This window comes from Allobrachymonas wangyanguii, assembly GCF_045055315.1.
Taxonomy (GTDB): domain Bacteria; phylum Pseudomonadota; class Gammaproteobacteria; order Burkholderiales; family Burkholderiaceae_C; genus Brachymonas; species Brachymonas wangyanguii.
The window spans coordinates 248,697-266,263 of sequence record NZ_CP173677.1; the positions used below are offsets into that span (position 1 = coordinate 248,697).

The window sequence follows — 17,567 nt, forward strand, 5'->3', positions numbered from 1 at the left end:
CCCTGCGTGACTGGGCGCGCGACATGTCGACCACCGCCTGGGTGGCCGGTTTTGTCGCCACGCTGGTCGGCTTTACCAGCTCGGTCGCCATCATCTTCCAGGCCGCGCATGGCCTGGGCGCGACGACCGAAGAAACCGCGTCCTGGATCTGGGCGTTGTGCATCGCCTGCGGCCTGACCAGCCTGGTGCCTTCGCTGCTGCTGCGCAAGCCGGTGATGATGGCCTGGTCCACGCCGGGCGCGGTGGTGCTGGCCACGGCTGCCGCCACTGGCCAGTTCACGCTGAGCCAGGCGGTGGGCGCCTTCATGGTCAGCTCGCTGCTGATCGTGGCCAGCGGCGTCAGCGGCTGGTTCGAGCGCATCATGGACCGGATTCCGATGGCGGTGGCAGCGGCACTGCTGGCAGGCGTGCTGGCACGCTTTGCCATGCAGGCCTTTGGTGCCGCCACCACGGCGCCGGGGCTGGTGCTCTGCATGCTGCTGGTCTATCTGCTGGGCAAACGTTTCAGCGCGCGCTACGCCATGCTCTGGACGCTGATCGCCGGCATCGCCTGGGCCGCGCTCACCGGCATGCTCGATACCTCGGCGCTGGCCTTTGGCCTGGCGCGGCCGGTGTTCATGGAGCCGGATTTCCACTGGCAGGCGATTGTCAGCATGGCGCTGCCGCTGTTCGTCGTCACCATGGCATCGCAGAACCTGCCTGGCGTGGCGGCCTTCCGTGCTGCCGGCTATGCGCTGCCGGTATCGCCGCTGATCACGCTGACCGGCATGGTGTCGCTGGTGCTGGCGCCGTTTGGCTGCTATGCGATCAACTTCAGCGCCATCACCGCCAGCATCTGCATGGGCCGCGAGGCGCATGAAGACCCGACGCGGCGCTACATGGCAGCCGTGGTCTGGGGCCTGCTGATGATCGTGATCGGCATTGGCGGCGTGATGGTGGCCGGCCTGCTGGCGGCCTTCCCGCTGCAACTGGTGCAGGCGGTGGCCGGGCTGGCGCTGCTGTCCACGATTGCCAGCAGCCTGGTGGCGGGCCTGGGCCCGGAACGTCATCGCGAAGTGGCGGTGATCACCTTCCTGGTCACGCTCAGCGGCGTCGAGCTGCTCGGCATCGGTTCGGCCTTCTGGGGCGTGGTCGCCGGCATGGTCGCACTGCTGGTGCAGGAAGGCGTACCGCGCCGACGGGTGTGAGCCAAACAGGGTAAAGTGCAGGGTCAGATTGCCTGAAAGGAACCCCATGCACCTGCTGTTTGTTGCCGACCCGATCGAATCCTTCGTCATCTACAAGGACACTACCTTTGCCATGATGCGCGAGGCGCAGGCGCGTGGTTACCGCATCAGCGTGTGCGAGCCGGCCGACCTGAGCTGGGTGGCGCACAGCCAGTCCGGCCAGCAGCTGGTGACAGCCGATGTGCGCGACATCACGCTCACCGGCGAGAAGCCGCAGTGGTTCCGCGCCGAGCAGCAGGGCAGCGAGCGCCGCGTCGCCGCGCTGCGCGATTTTGACGCCGTGCTGATGCGCAAGGATCCGCCCTTCGATGCCGAATACATCTACTGCACGCACCTGCTGACGCAGGCCGGCCGCGAGGGCGCACGCGTGTTCAACCGCCCGGGCGCACTGCGCGAGCAGCCGGAAAAGCTCTCCATCCTCGAATTCCCGCAGTTCATCGCGCCGACGCTGGTGACGCGCCGCGCCGCCGACATCCGCGCCTTCCATGCCGAGCACCAGGACATCATCCTGAAGCCGCTGGACGGCATGGGCGGTGCCGGCATTTTCCGCGTCAAGGCCGACGGCCTGAACCTGGGCAGCATCATCGACACGCTGAATCAGGGTGGCCAGAACACGGTGATGGTGCAGAAGTTCCTGCCGGAAATCGCCGAGGGCGACAAGCGCGTGCTGATCATTGGCGGCGAGCCGGTGCCGTTCTGTCTGGCGCGCATTCCGCAGGGTGGCGAGGTGCGCGGCAACTTGGCCGCCGGCGGCAAGGGCGTGGCGCAGCCGCTGAGCGATGCCGACCGTGCCACGGCGTTGGCGATTGGCGAGGCGCTGGCACCGCGTGGCTTGCTGCTGATTGGCCTGGACATCATCGGCACCAAGGTGACCGAGATCAACGTCACCAGCCCGACCTGTTTCCAGGAAATCCACGACCAGACGGGTTGCAACGTGCCGGCGCTGTTCATCGATGCGCTGGAGCGCGCCCTGCAGCAGGGCTGAGTCCCGGCGGAGCAGGCGCAGATGGTGTGGCCTTTCCTCAGCCGGACCTCGCCGGCGCGCCAGCCTGCCGATGCAGGGAGCGCGTGCCGGCCGGCCTTTGCGCTGACGGTGGAGGTGCACCGGCCGTTCCATGCCGCGCTCGGCGATGTACGCAAGGCGCTGGAGGCCGAGGACTTGCAGATCTGGCAGGAGCAGGATCTGTCCGATGCCGCAGCGCGCCGCAACCAGGTGCTGCTGTCGGTCTGCGCACCGCGCGTGCTGGAGCAGGTGCGGCAGATCGATCCGGACCTGTGCGTGCTGCTGCCGCTGCGAGCCAGCGTGCGTGAACTGGCACCCGGACAGGTGCGCGTGGCACTGCAGGATCCCTTGACGGGTGCCGCTGCTGGCGAGGACTGGCAACGCCTGTGCCAGCTGCACTACGGCCTGCTGCGCCGCGTGGTGGACCGCCTGCTGATCGGCCCGCCGGATGTATTCTGAAAACCCACTGTTACACTCGGTCAAATCTTGTCATGTGCCAGGAATACAGACAGAATCCCCAATATCAGTGTGGATTTTGTAGCCTTTGGTGGTGATCCCGTTCTGCACTGCAAATGCATCTATAACGCAAGCACGCATGTGCAGACAGGAGAAAATGCCCATGGCCTACAAGAAACTCAATGCCTTGACCGCGGCGGTCATCACGGCCCTGACCCTCGGACTCGTTGGCTGTGGCAATGACCAGAAGCCTGCAGCCCCGACGGCTGCCCCGGCCGCCTCTGCTGCTGCCAGCGCTGCTGCTTCTGCACCGGCTTCCGCCACGGCAGCGGCACCGGCTGCTGCGGTCCGCAATGAGCTGATCAAGCCGATTCCGGTGGCCGAGATCAAGGATCCGGCCATGGTCGAACTGGGCAAGAAGCTGTTCTTTGATCCGCGCCTGTCGCGCTCCGGCGGTTTCTCCTGCAACTCCTGCCACAACCTGAGCATGGGTGGCTCTGACAACCTGGCCGCTTCCATCGGCGACCGCTGGCAGAAGGGCGGCATCAACTCGCCCACCGTGCTGAACTCCAGCCTGAACATCGCCCAGTTCTGGGACGGCCGCGCCAAGGACCTGAAGGAACAGGCCGGCGGCCCGATTGCCAACCCGGTGGAAATGGCCTTCACGCACGATCTGGCCGTGGCCCTGCTGGAAACCATTCCGGGCTACAAGCAGGAATTTACCGAGGTCTTCAAGAGCGACAAGATCGATATCGACCAGGTGACGACGGCGCTGGCGGCTTTCGAGGAAACGCTGGTCACGCCCAACTCCCGTTTCGACAAGTGGCTGCTGGGTGACGACTCGGCCATCACCGCCGACGAGCTGGCGGGTTACGAGCTGTTCAAGTCGGCTGGCTGCGTGGCCTGCCACAACGGCCCCAACGTGGGCGGTGCCTCATTCCAGAAAATGGGCGTGGTCGAAGCCTACAAGACGGCACACACGGCCCAGGGCCGCATGGACGTGACCAAGTCTGACCAGGACCGCTTCCTGTTCAAGGTGCCGACGCTGCGTAACGTGGAACTGACCTATCCCTACTTCCACGATGGCGCGGCCATGACGCTGACCGAAGCCGTGGACACCATGGGCAAGCTGCAGTTGGGCCGCACCTTCACGGAAGACGAGAACGCCAAGATCGTCGCCTTCCTGAAGACGCTGACCGGCGACCAGCCGAACTTTGCACTGCCGCAACTGCCGGTGTCGGGTGACAGCACGCCGCGTCCCGATCCCTTTGCCAAGCAATAATCCGCTGCGCTGAGGCGCAAACGGCAAGGCCTTCCACCCGCAAGGGGGAAGGCCTTTTTGCTGCCTGCCGTGTCAGTGCCGGCGTGCGGGATCAGACGCCGCGTGCGCGGTCGGCGTGGAACTGCTGCACGAAAGCCTCGAAGCGGTTGGCATCCATGGCATCGCGGATTTCCTGCATCAGATTCAGGTAGTAGTGCAGGTTGTGGATGGTGGTGAGCATCGGGCCGAGCATCTCGCCACACTTTTCCAGGTGGTGCTGGTAGGCGCGGCTGAAGCCGTCACGGCCGCCTTCGGCGTAGGGGATGCCGCTGGCACCGGCACAGGCGTAGCAGCTGCAGGTCTCGTCCAGCGGGCGCGGATCGGTCTTGTGGCGCGCGTTGCGGATCTTCAGGTCGCCAAAGCGCGTGAACACATGGCCGTTGCGCGCATTGCGCGTCGGCATCACGCAGTCGAACATGTCGACGCCGTGCTGCACGCCAAACACCAGGTCTTCCGGCGTGCCTACGCCCATCAGGTAGCGCGGCTTGTGCTCGGGCAGGCGGTGCGGCGTGTAGGCGGTGAGGCGCTGCATGTCCTCCTTCGGCTCGCCAACGCTGACGCCACCCACCGCATAGCCGGGAAAATCCATCTCGACCAGCTGTTCAAGCGACTCCTGGCGCAGGTGCTCGAACATGCCGCCCTGGACGATGCCGAACAGCGCGTTCGGGTTCTCCAGCCGAGCGAATTCGTCCTTGCAGCGCTGCGCCCAGCGCAGGCTCAGCTCCATCGATTCACGCGCTTCCTTCTCGGTGGTGAGATGGCCGTGCGTCTCGTAAGGCGTGCACTCGTCGAACTGCATCACGATGTCGGAGTTCAGCACGGTCTGGATCTGCATGCTGATCTCGGGCGTGAGGAACAGCTTGTCGCCGTTGACCGGGCTGGAAAAACGCACGCCTTCCTCGCTGATCTTGCGCATGTCGCCCAGGCTCCAGACCTGGAAACCACCGCTATCGGTCAGGATCGGCTTGTGCCAGTTTTCGAAGTGGTGCAGGCCGCCAAACTGCTGCATGATGTCCAGCCCCGGACGCATCCAGAGGTGGAAGGTATTGCCGAGGATGATTTGTGCGCCCATCTCGTGCAGGCTGCGCGGCATCACGCCCTTGACGGTGCCATAGGTGCCCACGGGCATGAAGATGGGGGTCTCGACCACGCCATGGTTGAGCGTGAGCCGGCCACGGCGCGCCTGGCCGTGGGTGGAGAGAAGATCGAATTGCAGCATGGCGACCGATTGTAGGGCCTGGCTGCGCCGGCGTCATGTGTGGCGCATGGCGCGCCGTGCCGGGATCGGCAGGATTACTGCTGCGACGGGGCGTGGCTGGTCTGGACCAGCTGGGGCTGGGTGATGTCGGAGCGACCATCGGCACGATCCGAACTGTCCCACGCCCAGGCGGTAACAACGCTGAAGCCCAGCAGGAAAACCATGGCAGCGGCCAGACGGCCAAACAGAGACAACATGTGACTTATCCTTCCTTGATGCAACACGATTGTGCATCAGCTGACGGCAGTGTCAGCTTTCAGTCATGACAAAAGTGTGAACTATTGCAAGGACTTGGAAGATGATTTTCAGGTGTTGCCAGTCATGTTGCGTTGCAGCAACATGGAATCGCCGTAGCTGAAGAAGCGATACTGCTGCGCAATCGCATGCTGGTAGAGCGCCTTGATCTGCTCGTAGCCGGCAAAGGCGCTGACCAGCATCATCAGCGTGCTCTTGGGCAGGTGGAAATTGGTCAGCATCAGGTCCACCACGCGGAAACGGTAGCCTGGCGTGATGAAGATGTCGGTATCGCCATGGGCCTGACCCGACGTGGCCCAGCTTTCCAGCGCGCGCACGCTGGTGGTGCCTACCGCCACGATGCGGCCGCCGCGTGCGCGGCAGGCCTCGATGGCGGCCTGGGTCTCGGCCGGTACATGGTAGCGCTCGTGGTGCATCACGTGGTCGGCGATGTTTTCGGTCTTGACCGGCTGGAAGGTGCCGGCTCCCACGTGCAGCGTGACATGGGCACGTTCCACGCCCATGGCCTGCAGTTGGTCCAGCAGCGGCTGGTCAAAGTGCAGCGCGGCTGTGGGAGCGGCCACGGCGCCGGGGTGGCGCGCAAACACGGTCTGGTAGCGGCGCTCGTCCTCGGCATCGTCGCCGTGGGTGATATAGGGCGGCAGCGGCACGTGGCCGTGCTGCGCCATCAGCGTGTACGGATCATCGCTGAACTGGAAGCGGTAGATCGGGCCGTCCTCGTGCGGCCAGCGGCCCAGCAGGGTGGCGGTGAAGCCGCCGTCCATCTGCAGCACGGCACCGGGTTGCGGCTTCTTGCTGACCTTCATGTGCGCGGCGACCGTGTGCGGCAGATCGGCTTCGTGCAGCACGCGCTCCACCAGCAGTTCCAGCTGGCCGCCGGTGGCCTTCTGGCCAAACAGGCGCGCCTTCACCACCTGGGTATCGTTGAACACCATCAGATCGCCGCTGCGCAGCAGGCCGGGCAGCTCGGTAAAGCGGCGGTCCACCGGTTCGGGCGCACGGCCATCGAGCAGGCGCGAGCCGGTGCGCTCGGGCGCCGGGTGCTGAGCGATCAGCTCGGGCGGCAGGTGGAAGTCGAAATCGCTGAGGGTGAAGGTGGGGGCAGGGGAGATCATGGCGCTAGGCGGTAAGGGCAGGCCGCATTGTCCCACGTGCAGGCCCGCGCCAGGAAAACCCTTGGGGCAGAAGAGGGCAGGTCAGGCCGGTGGCGTTGCCGCCACCAAGTCCGATCAGGAGGCCAGGGCAGCCAGCATCTCCGGCGTTTCCGGGAAGCCGTTGCGGCCGGGGAAATCGTCGCCGTGCTCACGGGCGTTGGGCATTTGCAGCCACAGGCGCAGCAGCTTGCGGCCATCCTTGACGACGTCGTCGTGATCGACAAAGCCGGTGCGCGAATGCAGCACCACGTTGTTGTTGGCCAGTTGCAGGTCACCCGGTTCCAGCATCATGTCGATGCGGTGCACGGGGTTGGCGATCACTTCGTCGAGGATGTCCAGCGCGCGGATCTCGACCTGCGACAGCGGCAGCTCCATGATCTCGTGGCCCAGCTCGACGTACTGGCGCAGGTAGCGGCAGCTCAGCTTGCCCTGGTGGTAGCTGAACAGCGCGGTCAGTGCCGGTGTGGGCTGGCACAGGTGGGCCATGTACCAGCGCTTGTAGTACAGGCCCAGGTATTCGGGGTACTTGGCCAGGATCTCGTTGTAGATGGAGGCCACGCTCACGAGGCTGGACAGGCCGCCCTCCTTGGCCTTGCGCACGCACAGCAGGCCCACCACGTCGGAGGGATCGGTGTGGTAGGGCAGGTAGAGGTTGGTTTCGTAGACGCGCGTGTTCTTGTCGCCGATATCACCGACGGCCTGAACCTTGCCAAGCAGATCGCCCTTGGGGTTCTGGCGCACCGGGCGGCCCAGATGCAGGCCGATGCCGTAGCAGATGGCATCGATCTGTGCCTCGGTATAGCGCTCTACCGGAATGCCGCGCGCCACCACAAAGCCCAGGCCGTTCTCCAGGTCTTCGGACCAGCGTGCCAGCTCGGGAGCCAGCGCGTCCAGCGGGAAGTCTTCCTTGGTGAAGTGGGGGAAGCGCAGACCGCGTGCCTCCAGCCCTGCCAGCGCAGCATCCAGTGCGGCAATGGCCTCGGCGGAGAGGGGGCGCAGCCATTCGTCTTGGCGCTGGGCTGCATCGGCGGCTTTCCAGGCCGAAGGGCCGGTGATGGGCTGGGTCAGGATCAGGCTCATGGGGCGGGGTCTCCAAGCGGAACAGGACAGGCCGCATGGCGCGGCGAATCTGCAATGGTAACCAAGAGTGCGGTCTGGCTCAAGCTGATGGGCTGGCGGGATGGCAGGGCCATCGCCGTATCGCTCGCGCTGTGCCTGCCACGCCGCAAAAGCAGGCAGAATTGTCCCCATGTCCGAACCCGAGCGTGCCGCCCCTGCGGCCAAGCCCCTGTCCCCGATGCAGAAGGCCCTGCGCAAGCTGGGACTGCTGTCACCGATGGATTTCGCCCTGCACGTGCCGCTGCGCTACGAGGACGAGACGCGCATCACGCGGTTGCGCGATGCACGCCCGGGCGAGGTGATCCAGATCGAGGGCGTGGTCACGTCCAGCGAGCTGCAGTACCGGCCACGGCGCCAGCTGATTGTCACGGTGGACGACGGCACCGATGTCTGCACGGCACGCTTTTTCAATTTCTACCCGAACCAGCAGCAGGCCCTGTCGGAAGGCCGGCAGGTGCTGCTGCGCGGCGAGATCCGCACCGGTTTCATGGGCTGCACCATGCTGCACCCCTCGTTCCGCGCCGCCGGGGGCGAGCTGCCGGAGGCGCTGACGCCGGTTTATCCCTCGTCCGGCAACCTGCCGCAGGCCTATTTGCGGCGTGCCGTGCAATCGGGGCTGGAACGCGCACACAAGGCCGGCCTGCTGGCCGAAACCCTGCCGGCGGCGGCGCTGCAGGATCTGGGCCGCGTGGTGCACCAGCCGCCCTGGGCGCTGGGCGAGGCGCTGCAGTATCTGCACCATCCGTCGGCCGATGTTTCGGTGGCGGCATTGGAGGATCGCAGCCACCCGGCCTGGCTGCGACTGAAGGCGGAGGAGCTGCTGGCGCAGCAGCTGTCACAGGCGCAGGCGCATATCGCGCGCGAGCAGCTGCAGGCGCCGCAACTGCCGCTGCGCCAGGGCGGCCTGCATGAACAGCTGCTGGCACAGCTGCCGTTCAGTCTGACGGCAGCGCAACGCCGTGTCTGCGAAGAGATCGCGCAGGACCTGCAGCAAGGCCAGCCGATGCACCGCCTGCTGCAGGGCGATGTCGGTTCCGGCAAGACGGTGGTGGCGGCGCTGGCGGCGGCGATCTGCATCGATGCCGGCTGGCAGTGCGCGCTGATGGCGCCGACCGAGATCCTGGCCGAGCAGCATTTCCGCAAGCTGCTGGACTGGCTGACGCCGCTGAACGTGGGTGTGGCCTGGCTCACCGGCAGCCAGAAGACGAAGGAGCGGCGCGAGATGCTGGCGCGCATTGCCAGCGGCGAGGCGCAGCTGGTGGTGGGCACGCATGCGGTGATCCAGGACAAGGTGCAGTTCCACCAGCTGGCGCTGGCCATCATCGACGAGCAGCACCGCTTTGGCGTGGCGCAGCGCCTGGCCCTGCGGCAGAAGATGGCGACCGCAGCCGATGCCGATACCGGCGTGGTGCGCGAGCCGCACCTGCTGATGATGACGGCGACGCCGATTCCGCGCACGCTGGCGATGAGCTATTACGCCGATCTGCACGTCAGCACGATCGACGAGCTGCCGCCCGGACGCACGCCGGTGCTGACCAAGCTGATCAGCCAGCAGCGCCGGCACGAGGTGATCGAGCGTATCGGTACGCAGCTGGCACAGGGCCGGCAGGTCTACTGGGTCTGCCCGCTGATCGAGGAAAGCGAGGTACTGGACCTGCAGAACGCAACCCAGACCTGGGAAGAACTGGGCGAGGCGCTGCCGGGCGTGCAGGTGGCGCTGCTGCACTCGAAGCTGCCGGTGGCCGAGAAGAAGGCCATCATGCAAGGCTTTGTCAGCGGCGAGACCGGCGTGCTGGTCAGCACCACCGTGATCGAGGTCGGCGTGGACGTGCCGAATGCCAGCCTGATGGTGATCGAGCACGCCGAGCGTTTCGGCCTGAGCCAGTTGCACCAGCTGCGCGGCCGCGTCGGGCGGGGCGCGGCTGCCAGCGTCTGCGTGCTGCTGTTTGCGCCGAACGAAGCCGGCCGGGTCAGTGAGACGGCGAAGGCGCGGCTGACGGCGATGGCCGAAACCAGTGACGGCTTCGAGATTGCCCGGCGCGATCTGGAAATTCGCGGCCCGGGCGAGCTGCTGGGGGCGCGCCAGAGCGGCAGCCCGCTGCTGCGTTTTGCCGATCTGGAACAGGATGGCCTGCTGCTGGACTGGGCACGCGACTGGGCGCCGCGCATGCTGCGGCAGCACCCGGTGCTGGCCGAGCGCCACCTGGAGCGCTGGCTGGGCGGCAAGGCCGAGTTCCTGAAGGCGTGAAGCCGTGTAGGTCGCCGGTAGTAATGCGATAATATCCTCTTCCTTGGCCTGATCCTGATGCAGGCCTGCAATGCTGAAAGAACAATCATGGAACGCTGGACCCCTCGAGTTACCGTGGCTGCCGTGCTGGAGCATGAAGGCCGATTCCTGCTGGTGGAAGAGCGTCAGACCCGTGGTCTGGTGCTGAACAATGCGGCCGGCCACCTGGACCGCGGCGAGTCCCTGGTGCATGCCTGCGTGCGCGAAGTGCTGGAAGAAACCGCCCACGACTTCACGCCCGAGGCGCTGGTCGGCGTCTACCTGTCGCGCTACCAGGGTCATGATCCCAAACGCGGCATCGACCGCGACCTGACGTTCCTGCGTTTCACCTTCTGCGGCAAGCTGGGCCAGTTCCATCCTGAGCGCCAGCTGGACACGCCCATTGAGCGCACCGTCTGGATGAGCCCGGACGAGATCCGCGCCAGCGTAGCGCGCCACCGCAGCCCGATGGTGCTCCGCTCGCTGGAAGACTACCTGAGCGGCCACCGCTTCCCGCTCGACACGATCTACGCGCATGAGAGTGTTACCAATCCCGCCTGCTTCGAGACACGCTGAGCGCCGTGGCTGAACTGGATCTGGGCATCTGGCTGGTGCTGGCACTGGCCGCCTTTGGCGCGGGCGTACTGAATGCGATTGCCGGTGGCGGCAGTTTCCTGACTTTTCCGGCACTGGTATGGGCCGGCATTCCGCCGATTGCCGCCAACGCCACCAGCGCCGCCGTGGTATCCCCCGGTTATCTGGGCAGCACGCTGGGCTTCCGGCCGGAGCTGCAGGACTTGCCGCGCCGCCTGCTCTGGCGCGAGATGCTGGTGGCGGCGCTGGGTGGCCTGTTGGGGGCGCTGCTGCTGCTGGTGACGCCTTCGGCTGTGTTCGCCGGCATCGTGCCCTGGCTGCTGCTGTTTGCCACGGCCTTGTTCGCATTTGGCCCCTGGTTGACGGCACGGCTGCGCGGCGGCCAGGCGGATCAGCTGCAGCGCTGGCGCTTGCCGGCCTTGCTGCTGGTCTGCATCTACGGCGGCTACTTCAACGGCGGGCTCGGCATCCTGCTGATGGCGATGTACCTGCTGGTGGGCGAGGCGCGGCTGAATACCGCCAACGCGCTCAAGAATCTCAATTCGCTGGTGCTGTCGCTGATTTCGGTGGCGGCCTTTGCCTGGGCCGGCGCGATTGTCTGGCGCGAGGCACTGGTGATGATGGTCTTTGCCACGCTGGGTGGCTGGGCCGGTGCCCGGCTGGCACGCCGCCTGCCGATACGTGCCGTGCGTGCCATCGTGATCATCACCGGCCTGGTGATGACGCTGCTGTTCTTCCTGCGCCAGCGCTGAGCCGGCGCGCGGGCATATCAGCCTTCCTTGCCGTCAGCGCGCGGCTTGCCGTACCAGCGGCTGTAGCGCCAGGCCCAGACCGCCAGGATGCCGGTCCAGAGCAGGGCTGCCAGCATCAGCAGCAGGCTGGCCTGTCCGCTCGGGAAGGCGCCGGCGATGCGCAGCAGGATGGACAGCTGCAGCAGCCAGAACAGCCGCCAGACGGTATCGTCGGCAATCAGGGCGCGGCCGCTGTGGCCGCAGGACACGCGCGTCACCATGGCCACGATCAGCGAGCCCAGGCAGCCCATGGTCAGCGCGTGCAGCGCCGCCCACGGCAGCACGATGCCGGCGGTGGCACCGAGGATCTGCGTCAGGCCGCTGATCAGGAAGGCCAGGCCCAGCCAGATGAAGCCGATGTGCAGCATCGCCAGCAGGCGGATTTTCAGGCTCTGCACCAGGCCCCAGACCACGGCCAGCCACAGCAGCATGGCGGCAATGCCGAGCTCGACCACGCCGCGGAACAGCATCCAGCCCTGGCCGCGCAGGCCCAGCGCTTCCAGCCAGGGCACGATGGCCTCGAAAAGCGCGGCACCCAGCATCAGCCCCAGCACCCAGAACGGACGCCAGACCTGCACCATGGGCACGGCATTGCTGGTGAAGAAGGGAATCATGCGGTGGGCCACGGCGACAAAGGTGACGACGATATAGCCCCACAGGCCGGTCAGCGTCCACAGGCGCGATTGCGCCGCATCGCCTTGCCACAGCGCCAGCAGGGCACCGGCCAGGGCAATACAGCCGATCAGGCCGCCAATGCCGACGCTCTTGGCATGCAGGCGGTCCTGGTGCACGCTGATGCGCACCAGCTTCCACCACATGGCGTACATCCAGCACAGGCCGATCAGCGCCAGCGCGCCGCCGACCAGCGCGAGTGTTTGGCTCAGCTGCGCGCCGACCAGCCACAGCAGCCAGCCGCCGGCCTGCAACAGCAGCAGCGGCCGTACCTGCTCTGACGTGGGGGCGGTGACGTTGAGCCACTTGGGACCGGCGGTGAACAGGAAGCCGGCAAAGTACAGCGGCATGAAGCCATAGACCATCACGTTGGCGTGGACCAGCGTGGCCGGGATCGTCTGCTGCAGCTGCAGGGCGCTGCTGAAGCGGTCGACCTGCACCAGTGCCCACCACAGGCTGCCGAGCACCAGCAGCAGCATCGCCAGGAAAAAGCCAAGCCGGTGGGGGGCGCGCATCAGGTCCTGCAGGCGCCAGGGCGCGGCTTCGGCCGCGGCCAGCAGGGCGGCTTTTTCGCGCGCCTTGTCTTCGGCGGAGGGGCGTGGCGCAGCGGTCTGGATCGGAATCGGGCGGGGAGAGGGGGTCTGCTTGTCAGTCATGCAGAAATTCTAGGCCAGCGGCTGTGACAAAAGGTTCATTCACGCAGTGGCGGCAAGGGCATGAATGGCCTCCGGCATGGCCCCGCTCCGCAGGCGAGGCCAGTTGGTATATGCTGGCCAGACAAGCCCGCACAGGGCAGAGGAGTACTCGGGGATGGAATGGAATGACAGCTTGCGCGGCATTCTCGCGGCACTCGGTATCGGCCTGCTGATCGGCATGGTGCGCGAGCGCCGCAATACCGAAACCATGGCCGGCATCCGCACGCATGCGCTGGTGGCGCTGGCGGGTGCCATCTGCATGGAGCTGGGCGTCGGTATCTACATGGTGGCCGTGCTGGTGATTGGCGCCTATGGCGTGGCCGGCTACATGCGCAACGAGCCGGACGATGTCGGCCTGACCGGCGAGGCGGCGCTGCTGGTGAACATGGCGCTGGCCGGGTTGGCGATGCACCGTCCGGAGCTGGCCGTGCCACTGGGCGTGGTGGTGGCAGTGCTGCTGCAGGCCAAGAGCCAGCTCAAGAACATCAGCCGCAACCTGATCAGCGAGCAGGAAGTGCGCGATGGCATGGTGCTGCTGGTAGCGGGGCTGGTGGTGATGCCGCTGCTGCCGGCCGCCGCGGTCGATCCCTGGGGCGTGCTGCATCTGCGCACGGTGTGGAAGGTGGTGGTACTGGTGATGGCGGTGGGCGTGCTGGGCCATGTGGCGCAGCGCATGGTCGGGCCGCGTTGGGGCCTGCCAGTGGCTGGTTTCTTTGCCGGCTTTGCCTCGTCCACGGCCGCTACCGCCAGCATGGGGCAGCGCAGCAAGTCCGATACCGGCAGCGCCCTGGAGGCCGGAGCTGCCGCGATACTGGCCAACCTGGCCTCGCTGCTGTTGCTTGGTGCCGTGGTCTGGGCGGTGGCGCCTGGCCTGCTGCTGGCCACGGCAGCGCCCCTGGGCATGGCGGTGCTGGTGCTGTTGCTGGGGGCACTGATCGGCTTGCGCCGTTCGCTGCAGCAGCCGGTACCGGAAGAGACTGCACCGGCATCGGCGCGCGCCTTCAAGCTCAGCCATGCACTGCTGATCGCCCTGGCGATTGCACTGGTATCCATCATGGCGGCCTGGCTGCGCCATCTGTTTGGCGATACCGTGGCGATCTTGGCGGCGATGCTGGCGGCCTTGACCGAGCTGCAGGCAGCGGCAGTCAGTATTGCGCGCATGGCAACATCCGGCCATATGCCGCAAACCACGGCGCAATGGGGCCTGGTGGGCGTGCTGGCTTCGGGTTCGACGGCCAAGGCCACGCTGGCCCTGGTCAGCGGCAGCCGCTCCTATGGCTGGTACGTGGCGCTGACGCTGATCACGCAGGTGGCCGCCGCCGCGGCGGTGCTGGCACTGATGCAGGGCATCTGGGGTTGACACGCAGACGTCACGGGTTCGACACGTGTTCGTCGTGCAAAACCCGTCCAATGGTCACACATTATGGTGCGGGGCAGCATGAGGCCGCCCCCGGACACGGAAGCGAGTGACATGAAAATCATGATTGTGACGGACGCCTGGGAGCCCCAGGTGAATGGCGTGGTGCGCACGCTGAAGACCACCACCGCCCACCTGCAGGAGCTGGGGCATGAGGTGCAGATCCTGTCGCCGCTGGAGTTCCGCTCCATGCCGTGCCCGACTTACCCGGAGATTTCGCTGGCGCTGGCCACGCCGGCGCAGATCGCGCAGCGCATCCAGGCCTTCGATCCGGATTGCCTGCACATTGCCACCGAAGGCCCGCTGGGCTGGATGGCGCGCCATACCGCGATCAAGCTGGGCTGGCCGTTTTCCAGCGCCTACCACAGCCGCTTTCCCGAATACGTGCACGCGCGCTTCCGCCTGCCGGTCGGCATCAGCTATGCGGTACTGCGCAAGTTCCACAATGCGGCGCGTTCCACCATGGCACCCACGCCGGCGATCGTGCAGGACCTGAAGGAGCGCGGCTTCAGCAAGGCGCGCCTGTGGTCGCGCGGCGTCAATCTCGATGCCTTCCATCCCGATGGCGAGTTCCTGCCGCGCGAGAAGGATCCAGTCTTCCTCTACGTCGGCCGCATTGCCGTGGAAAAGCAGGTGCACAAGTTCCTGGAGCTGGACCTGCCCGGCGAGAAGTGGGTGGTCGGCTCCGGCCCGGAAGAAGAGAAGCTGCGCGCGCGCTTCCCCGAGGCGCGCTGGCTTGGCGTGCTCAAGGGCGAACCGCTGTCCACCGCCTACCGCAGTGCCGACGTGATGGTGTTCCCCAGCGTCACCGATACCTTCGGTCTGGTGATGGTTGAGGCCATGGCCTGCGGGACGCCGGTGGCGGCCTATCCGGTCCCGGGACCGATCGACGTGATCGGCATGGACTCGGACGGCGGCGTGCTCGATACCGACTTGCGCCAGGCCTGCCTGCGAGCGCTGGACAAGACGAAAGACCGTGCCGCCGTGCGCCGCCACGCCGAGCAGTTCAACTGGCCTTCGGCCACGCGCCAGTTCCTGGATGGTCTGGCACCGCGTGGTCGGGAGGCGGCGCAGGTGGTGCTGGCGGGGTAAGCGGCGGCGGGCAAGTTATCTCTTCATATAGCGATTCACGACAGGGGCAAGCGCCCCCTGATCAACTATCCTGCGACGCCAGAAAACCGCCGCTCTGGCGCTGCCACAGGCGCGCATAGAGCCCGCCCAGCGCCAGCAGCTCCTGGTGCGTACCCTGTTCCAGGATGCGGCCCTGGTCCAGCACGATCAGGCGGTCCAGTGCGGCGATGGTGGACAGGCGGTGCGCAATCGCGATCACGGTCTTGCCTTCCATCAGGCGCAGCAGGCTGCTCTGGATCGCAGCCTCGACTTCGGAGTCGAGTGCGCTGGTAGCTTCATCCAGCACCAGGATCGGCGAATCCTTGAGCATGACACGGGCGATCGCCACGCGCTGGCGCTGGCCGCCGGAGAGCTTGACGCCGCGTTCGCCGACCTGGGCGTCGTAGCCGGTGTTGCCCTGGCGGTCATCAAGGCGCGCGATGAACTCGTCGGCCTCGGCGCGTTCGGCGGCAGCGATCATCTCGGCTTCGCTGGCATCGGGTCGGCCATAGAGGATGTTGTCGCGCATGGAGCGGTGCAGCAGCGAGGTGTCCTGCGACACCATGCCGATGGCGCTGCGCAGGCTGTCCTGCGTCACGCTTCGCACGTCCTGGCCGTCGATGAGGATGCGGCCGCTGTCCACGTCCTGGAAGCGCAGCAGCAGGTTGACCAGCGTCGACTTGCCGGCACCGGAACGGCCGATCAGTCCGACTTTTTCGCCGGGGCGGATCACCAGGTCCAGCCCGTCGATCACTGGTGCCAGGCCGGCGCGGTAGCTGAAGCTGACACGCTCGAAGCGCACCTCGCCCTGCGACACTTCCAGCTGGCGGGCATTGTCGGCGTCGACCACGGTGCGCGGGCGCGACAGTGTCTGCATGCCGTCCTGGATGGTGCCGACGTTCTCGAACAGCATCGTCATTTCCCACATCACCCAGTGGCTCATGCCCGTCAGGCGCAGCGCCATGGCGCTGACGGCGGCGACGGCACCGGTGCCGACTTCGCCACGCGTCCAGAGCCAGAGCGACAGGCCGGTGGCACTCAGGATCAGCAGCACCATCATGATCTGGTTGACGATCTCGAAACGGCTCACCAGTCGCATCTGCTGGTAGCCGGTGGCCCGGAAATCGTCCATCGCGGCACGTGCAAAGCCGGCTTCGCGCTGGGTGTGTGCAAACAGCTTGACGGTGCCAATGTTGGCGTAGGCATCGGTGATGCGGCCAGTCATGGCGGCGCGGGCGTTGGCCTGCGCCTTGCTCACCTGGCCCAGCTTGGGCACGAAATACCAGCAGGCCAGCAGATAGCTCACCGCCCAGAGCGCAAACGGCAGCATCAGGCGCAGGTCGAAACCGCCGGCCAGCAGCAGGATGGTGATCATGTAGGTGCCCATGCCGATCACCACATCGGTGGTGGTGAACAGCATGTCGCGTACCGCCAGCGCGGTCTGCATGATCTTGGTGGTGATGCGGCCGGCAAATTCCTCGGCGTAAAAGGCCATGCTCTGGCCCAGCATCAACCGGTGGAAGTTCCAGCGCAGCCGCATCGGGAAGTTGATGGCTAGCGCCTGGTGCTTGAAGATGGTCTGCAGCCCGACCACCACGATCGAGGCCAGCATGATGCCGGTGAGCCAGCCGAGCTGGCTGCCGAAGTCCTGCAGCAGGGTGTCGCGCGTGCTGGCGGCTAGCCAGTCCACCACGCGGCCGAGCGTGGCAAACAGGAAGACTTCGTACATGGACACCAGCGCTGACAGCACGGCCATGCCGAGCAGGTAGCCGCGCGCGCCGCGCGTCATCTGCCAGACAAAGCGCAGCAGGCTGGTGGGAGGGGCCACTGGCTCCCGCGAGGGGTAGGGTGGCAGGCGACGTTCAAACCAGGAAAACAGGAATTGCATTCCGGAATCCTAGCGGAGTCGCGTGACATGCGCTACGCCGGGGCTATCCGGGCGTGGCGCATGGGCTTCAGCGCTGCTGTGCGTCCGGCAGTTCGATCTTGACTTCCAGCACTTCCAGGTTGTCCTGGCGGTCCAGCTGCACCTTCAGGTCGTCCGGGTTGATCTTGACGTACTTGGAGATCACCGCCACCAGCTCGCGCTGCAGCGCCGGCAGGTAGTCGGGCTCGTCGGCACCGGCGCGGCCGCTGCGCTCGTGCGCCAGGATGATCTGCAGGCGCTCCTTGGCGACCGAGGCGGTCTTCTTCTTTTCACCGAGCAGGAAGGACAGGAACGATGCCATGC

Annotated in this window: 16 protein-coding genes; 9 read left to right on the forward strand and 7 right to left on the reverse strand. The window is 66.3% G+C overall.

What is annotated here, in order from left to right; all coding sequences use genetic code 11:
- The first annotated feature begins 23 nt into the window (after positions 1 to 23).
- The 4 genes from ACI3EV_RS01155 to ACI3EV_RS01170 all read left to right on the forward strand — a co-directional run bounded on the left by ACI3EV_RS01155 (position 24) and on the right by ACI3EV_RS01170 (position 3,967).
- A complete protein-coding gene (locus ACI3EV_RS01155) occupies positions 24 to 1,187 on the forward strand; it encodes a benzoate/H(+) symporter BenE family transporter (protein WP_329770752.1) in 1,164 nt (387 codons plus the stop codon).
- Between the two features lie 46 nt (positions 1,188 to 1,233).
- The gene (gene gshB, locus ACI3EV_RS01160) at positions 1,234 to 2,211 is read left to right on the forward strand and encodes a glutathione synthase (protein ID WP_337691956.1); all 978 of its coding nucleotides are present in this window, start codon (positions 1,234 to 1,236) and stop codon (positions 2,209 to 2,211) included.
- A gap of 21 nt (positions 2,212 to 2,232) precedes the next feature.
- Complete coding sequence (locus tag ACI3EV_RS01165; protein WP_337691955.1) at positions 2,233 to 2,688, forward strand: DUF302 domain-containing protein; 456 nt, start codon at positions 2,233 to 2,235, stop codon at positions 2,686 to 2,688.
- Between the two features lie 160 nt (positions 2,689 to 2,848).
- The gene (locus ACI3EV_RS01170; protein ID WP_329770634.1) at positions 2,849 to 3,967 is read left to right on the forward strand and encodes a cytochrome-c peroxidase; all 1,119 of its coding nucleotides are present in this window, start codon (positions 2,849 to 2,851) and stop codon (positions 3,965 to 3,967) included.
- 91 nt (positions 3,968 to 4,058) lie between these two features.
- Here the strand turns inward: ACI3EV_RS01170 and tgt are convergent, their stop codons facing one another.
- From tgt to ACI3EV_RS01190, 4 genes are all read right to left on the reverse strand, one after another.
- Positions 4,059 to 5,225 (reverse strand): tRNA guanosine(34) transglycosylase Tgt, encoded by a 1,167-nt coding sequence (gene tgt, locus ACI3EV_RS01175; protein ID WP_337691954.1) that lies wholly within the window; start codon positions 5,223 to 5,225, stop codon positions 4,059 to 4,061.
- A gap of 74 nt (positions 5,226 to 5,299) precedes the next feature.
- Positions 5,300 to 5,461: a hypothetical protein gene (locus ACI3EV_RS01180; RefSeq protein WP_329770636.1), complete on the reverse strand. Its 162-nt coding sequence runs from the start codon at positions 5,459 to 5,461 to the stop codon at positions 5,300 to 5,302.
- Positions 5,462 to 5,569: 108 nt separating this feature from the next.
- Positions 5,570 to 6,634, reverse strand: coding sequence for a tRNA preQ1(34) S-adenosylmethionine ribosyltransferase-isomerase QueA (gene queA, locus ACI3EV_RS01185; protein ID WP_337691953.1), 1,065 nt, complete (start codon positions 6,632 to 6,634; stop codon positions 5,570 to 5,572).
- Between the two features lie 114 nt (positions 6,635 to 6,748).
- Positions 6,749 to 7,753 carry a TauD/TfdA family dioxygenase gene (locus ACI3EV_RS01190; protein WP_329770638.1) on the reverse strand — a complete coding sequence of 335 codons (1,005 nt, stop codon included), beginning with the start codon at positions 7,751 to 7,753 and terminating at the stop codon, positions 6,749 to 6,751.
- A gap of 169 nt (positions 7,754 to 7,922) precedes the next feature.
- On the opposite strand from ACI3EV_RS01190, the gene recG reads away from it, so the two are divergent.
- The 3 genes from recG to ACI3EV_RS01205 all read left to right on the forward strand — a co-directional run bounded on the left by recG (position 7,923) and on the right by ACI3EV_RS01205 (position 11,404).
- Positions 7,923 to 10,040 carry an ATP-dependent DNA helicase RecG gene (gene recG / locus ACI3EV_RS01195; RefSeq protein WP_337691952.1) on the forward strand — a complete coding sequence of 706 codons (2,118 nt, stop codon included), beginning with the start codon at positions 7,923 to 7,925 and terminating at the stop codon, positions 10,038 to 10,040.
- Positions 10,041 to 10,127: 87 nt separating this feature from the next.
- Positions 10,128 to 10,634: an NUDIX hydrolase gene (locus ACI3EV_RS01200; RefSeq protein WP_405198009.1), complete on the forward strand. Its 507-nt coding sequence runs from the start codon at positions 10,128 to 10,130 to the stop codon at positions 10,632 to 10,634.
- A complete protein-coding gene (locus ACI3EV_RS01205; RefSeq protein WP_337691979.1) occupies positions 10,631 to 11,404 on the forward strand; it encodes a sulfite exporter TauE/SafE family protein in 774 nt (257 codons plus the stop codon). The genes ACI3EV_RS01200 and ACI3EV_RS01205 overlap by 4 nt, the downstream gene beginning before the upstream one ends.
- 17 nt (positions 11,405 to 11,421) lie before the next feature.
- Here ACI3EV_RS01205 and ACI3EV_RS01210 read toward each other — a convergent pair whose 3' ends face one another.
- Positions 11,422 to 12,771: an NnrS family protein gene (locus ACI3EV_RS01210; RefSeq protein WP_337691951.1), complete on the reverse strand. Its 1,350-nt coding sequence runs from the start codon at positions 12,769 to 12,771 to the stop codon at positions 11,422 to 11,424.
- Positions 12,772 to 12,925: 154 nt separating this feature from the next.
- On the opposite strand from ACI3EV_RS01210, the gene ACI3EV_RS01215 reads away from it, so the two are divergent.
- Together ACI3EV_RS01215 and ACI3EV_RS01220 are read left to right on the forward strand one after the other, a co-directional pair.
- Positions 12,926 to 14,170 carry a DUF4010 domain-containing protein gene (locus ACI3EV_RS01215; RefSeq protein ID WP_337691950.1) on the forward strand — a complete coding sequence of 415 codons (1,245 nt, stop codon included), beginning with the start codon at positions 12,926 to 12,928 and terminating at the stop codon, positions 14,168 to 14,170.
- Positions 14,171 to 14,281: 111 nt separating this feature from the next.
- Positions 14,282 to 15,319 (forward strand): glycosyltransferase family 1 protein, encoded by a 1,038-nt coding sequence (locus ACI3EV_RS01220; RefSeq protein ID WP_329770642.1) that lies wholly within the window; start codon positions 14,282 to 14,284, stop codon positions 15,317 to 15,319.
- A gap of 61 nt (positions 15,320 to 15,380) precedes the next feature.
- Here the strand turns inward: ACI3EV_RS01220 and ACI3EV_RS01225 are convergent, their stop codons facing one another.
- Positions 15,381 to 17,225, reverse strand: a complete 1,845-nt coding sequence (locus ACI3EV_RS01225; protein WP_329770643.1) for an ABC transporter ATP-binding protein — start codon at positions 17,223 to 17,225, stop codon at positions 15,381 to 15,383.
- Positions 17,226 to 17,292: 67 nt separating this feature from the next.
- Entirely contained in the window at positions 17,293 to 17,565 is a 273-nt protein-coding gene (gene minE / locus ACI3EV_RS01230; protein ID WP_329770644.1) for a cell division topological specificity factor MinE, read from the reverse strand.
- Between the last annotated feature and the right edge of the window lie 2 nt (positions 17,566 to 17,567).

What these genes read in the sequence shown, in the direction of transcription:
- ACI3EV_RS01155 (WP_329770752.1), top strand. Translation starts at nt 24, where the DNA reads ATGTCGACCACCGCCTGGGTGGCCGGTTTTGTCGCCACGCTGGTCGGC.
- gshB (WP_337691956.1), top strand. Translation starts at nt 1,234, where the DNA reads ATGCACCTGCTGTTTGTTGCCGACCCGATCGAATCCTTCGTCATCTAC.
- ACI3EV_RS01165 (WP_337691955.1), top strand. Translation starts at nt 2,233, where the DNA reads ATGGTGTGGCCTTTCCTCAGCCGGACCTCGCCGGCGCGCCAGCCTGCC.
- ACI3EV_RS01170 (WP_329770634.1), top strand. Translation starts at nt 2,849, where the DNA reads ATGGCCTACAAGAAACTCAATGCCTTGACCGCGGCGGTCATCACGGCC.
- tgt (WP_337691954.1), bottom strand. Translation starts at nt 5,225, where the DNA reads ATGCTGCAATTCGATCTTCTCTCCACCCACGGCCAGGCGCGCCGTGGC.
- ACI3EV_RS01180 (WP_329770636.1), bottom strand. Translation starts at nt 5,461, where the DNA reads ATGTTGTCTCTGTTTGGCCGTCTGGCCGCTGCCATGGTTTTCCTGCTG.
- queA (WP_337691953.1), bottom strand. Translation starts at nt 6,634, where the DNA reads ATGATCTCCCCTGCCCCCACCTTCACCCTCAGCGATTTCGACTTCCAC.
- ACI3EV_RS01190 (WP_329770638.1), bottom strand. Translation starts at nt 7,753, where the DNA reads ATGAGCCTGATCCTGACCCAGCCCATCACCGGCCCTTCGGCCTGGAAA.
- recG (WP_337691952.1), top strand. Translation starts at nt 7,923, where the DNA reads ATGTCCGAACCCGAGCGTGCCGCCCCTGCGGCCAAGCCCCTGTCCCCG.
- ACI3EV_RS01200 (WP_405198009.1), top strand. Translation starts at nt 10,128, where the DNA reads ATGGAACGCTGGACCCCTCGAGTTACCGTGGCTGCCGTGCTGGAGCAT.
- ACI3EV_RS01210 (WP_337691951.1), bottom strand. Translation starts at nt 12,771, where the DNA reads ATGACTGACAAGCAGACCCCCTCTCCCCGCCCGATTCCGATCCAGACC.
- ACI3EV_RS01215 (WP_337691950.1), top strand. Translation starts at nt 12,926, where the DNA reads ATGGAATGGAATGACAGCTTGCGCGGCATTCTCGCGGCACTCGGTATC.
- ACI3EV_RS01220 (WP_329770642.1), top strand. Translation starts at nt 14,282, where the DNA reads ATGAAAATCATGATTGTGACGGACGCCTGGGAGCCCCAGGTGAATGGC.
- ACI3EV_RS01225 (WP_329770643.1), bottom strand. Translation starts at nt 17,225, where the DNA reads ATGCAATTCCTGTTTTCCTGGTTTGAACGTCGCCTGCCACCCTACCCC.
- minE (WP_329770644.1), bottom strand. Translation starts at nt 17,565, where the DNA reads ATGGCATCGTTCCTGTCCTTCCTGCTCGGTGAAAAGAAGAAGACCGCC.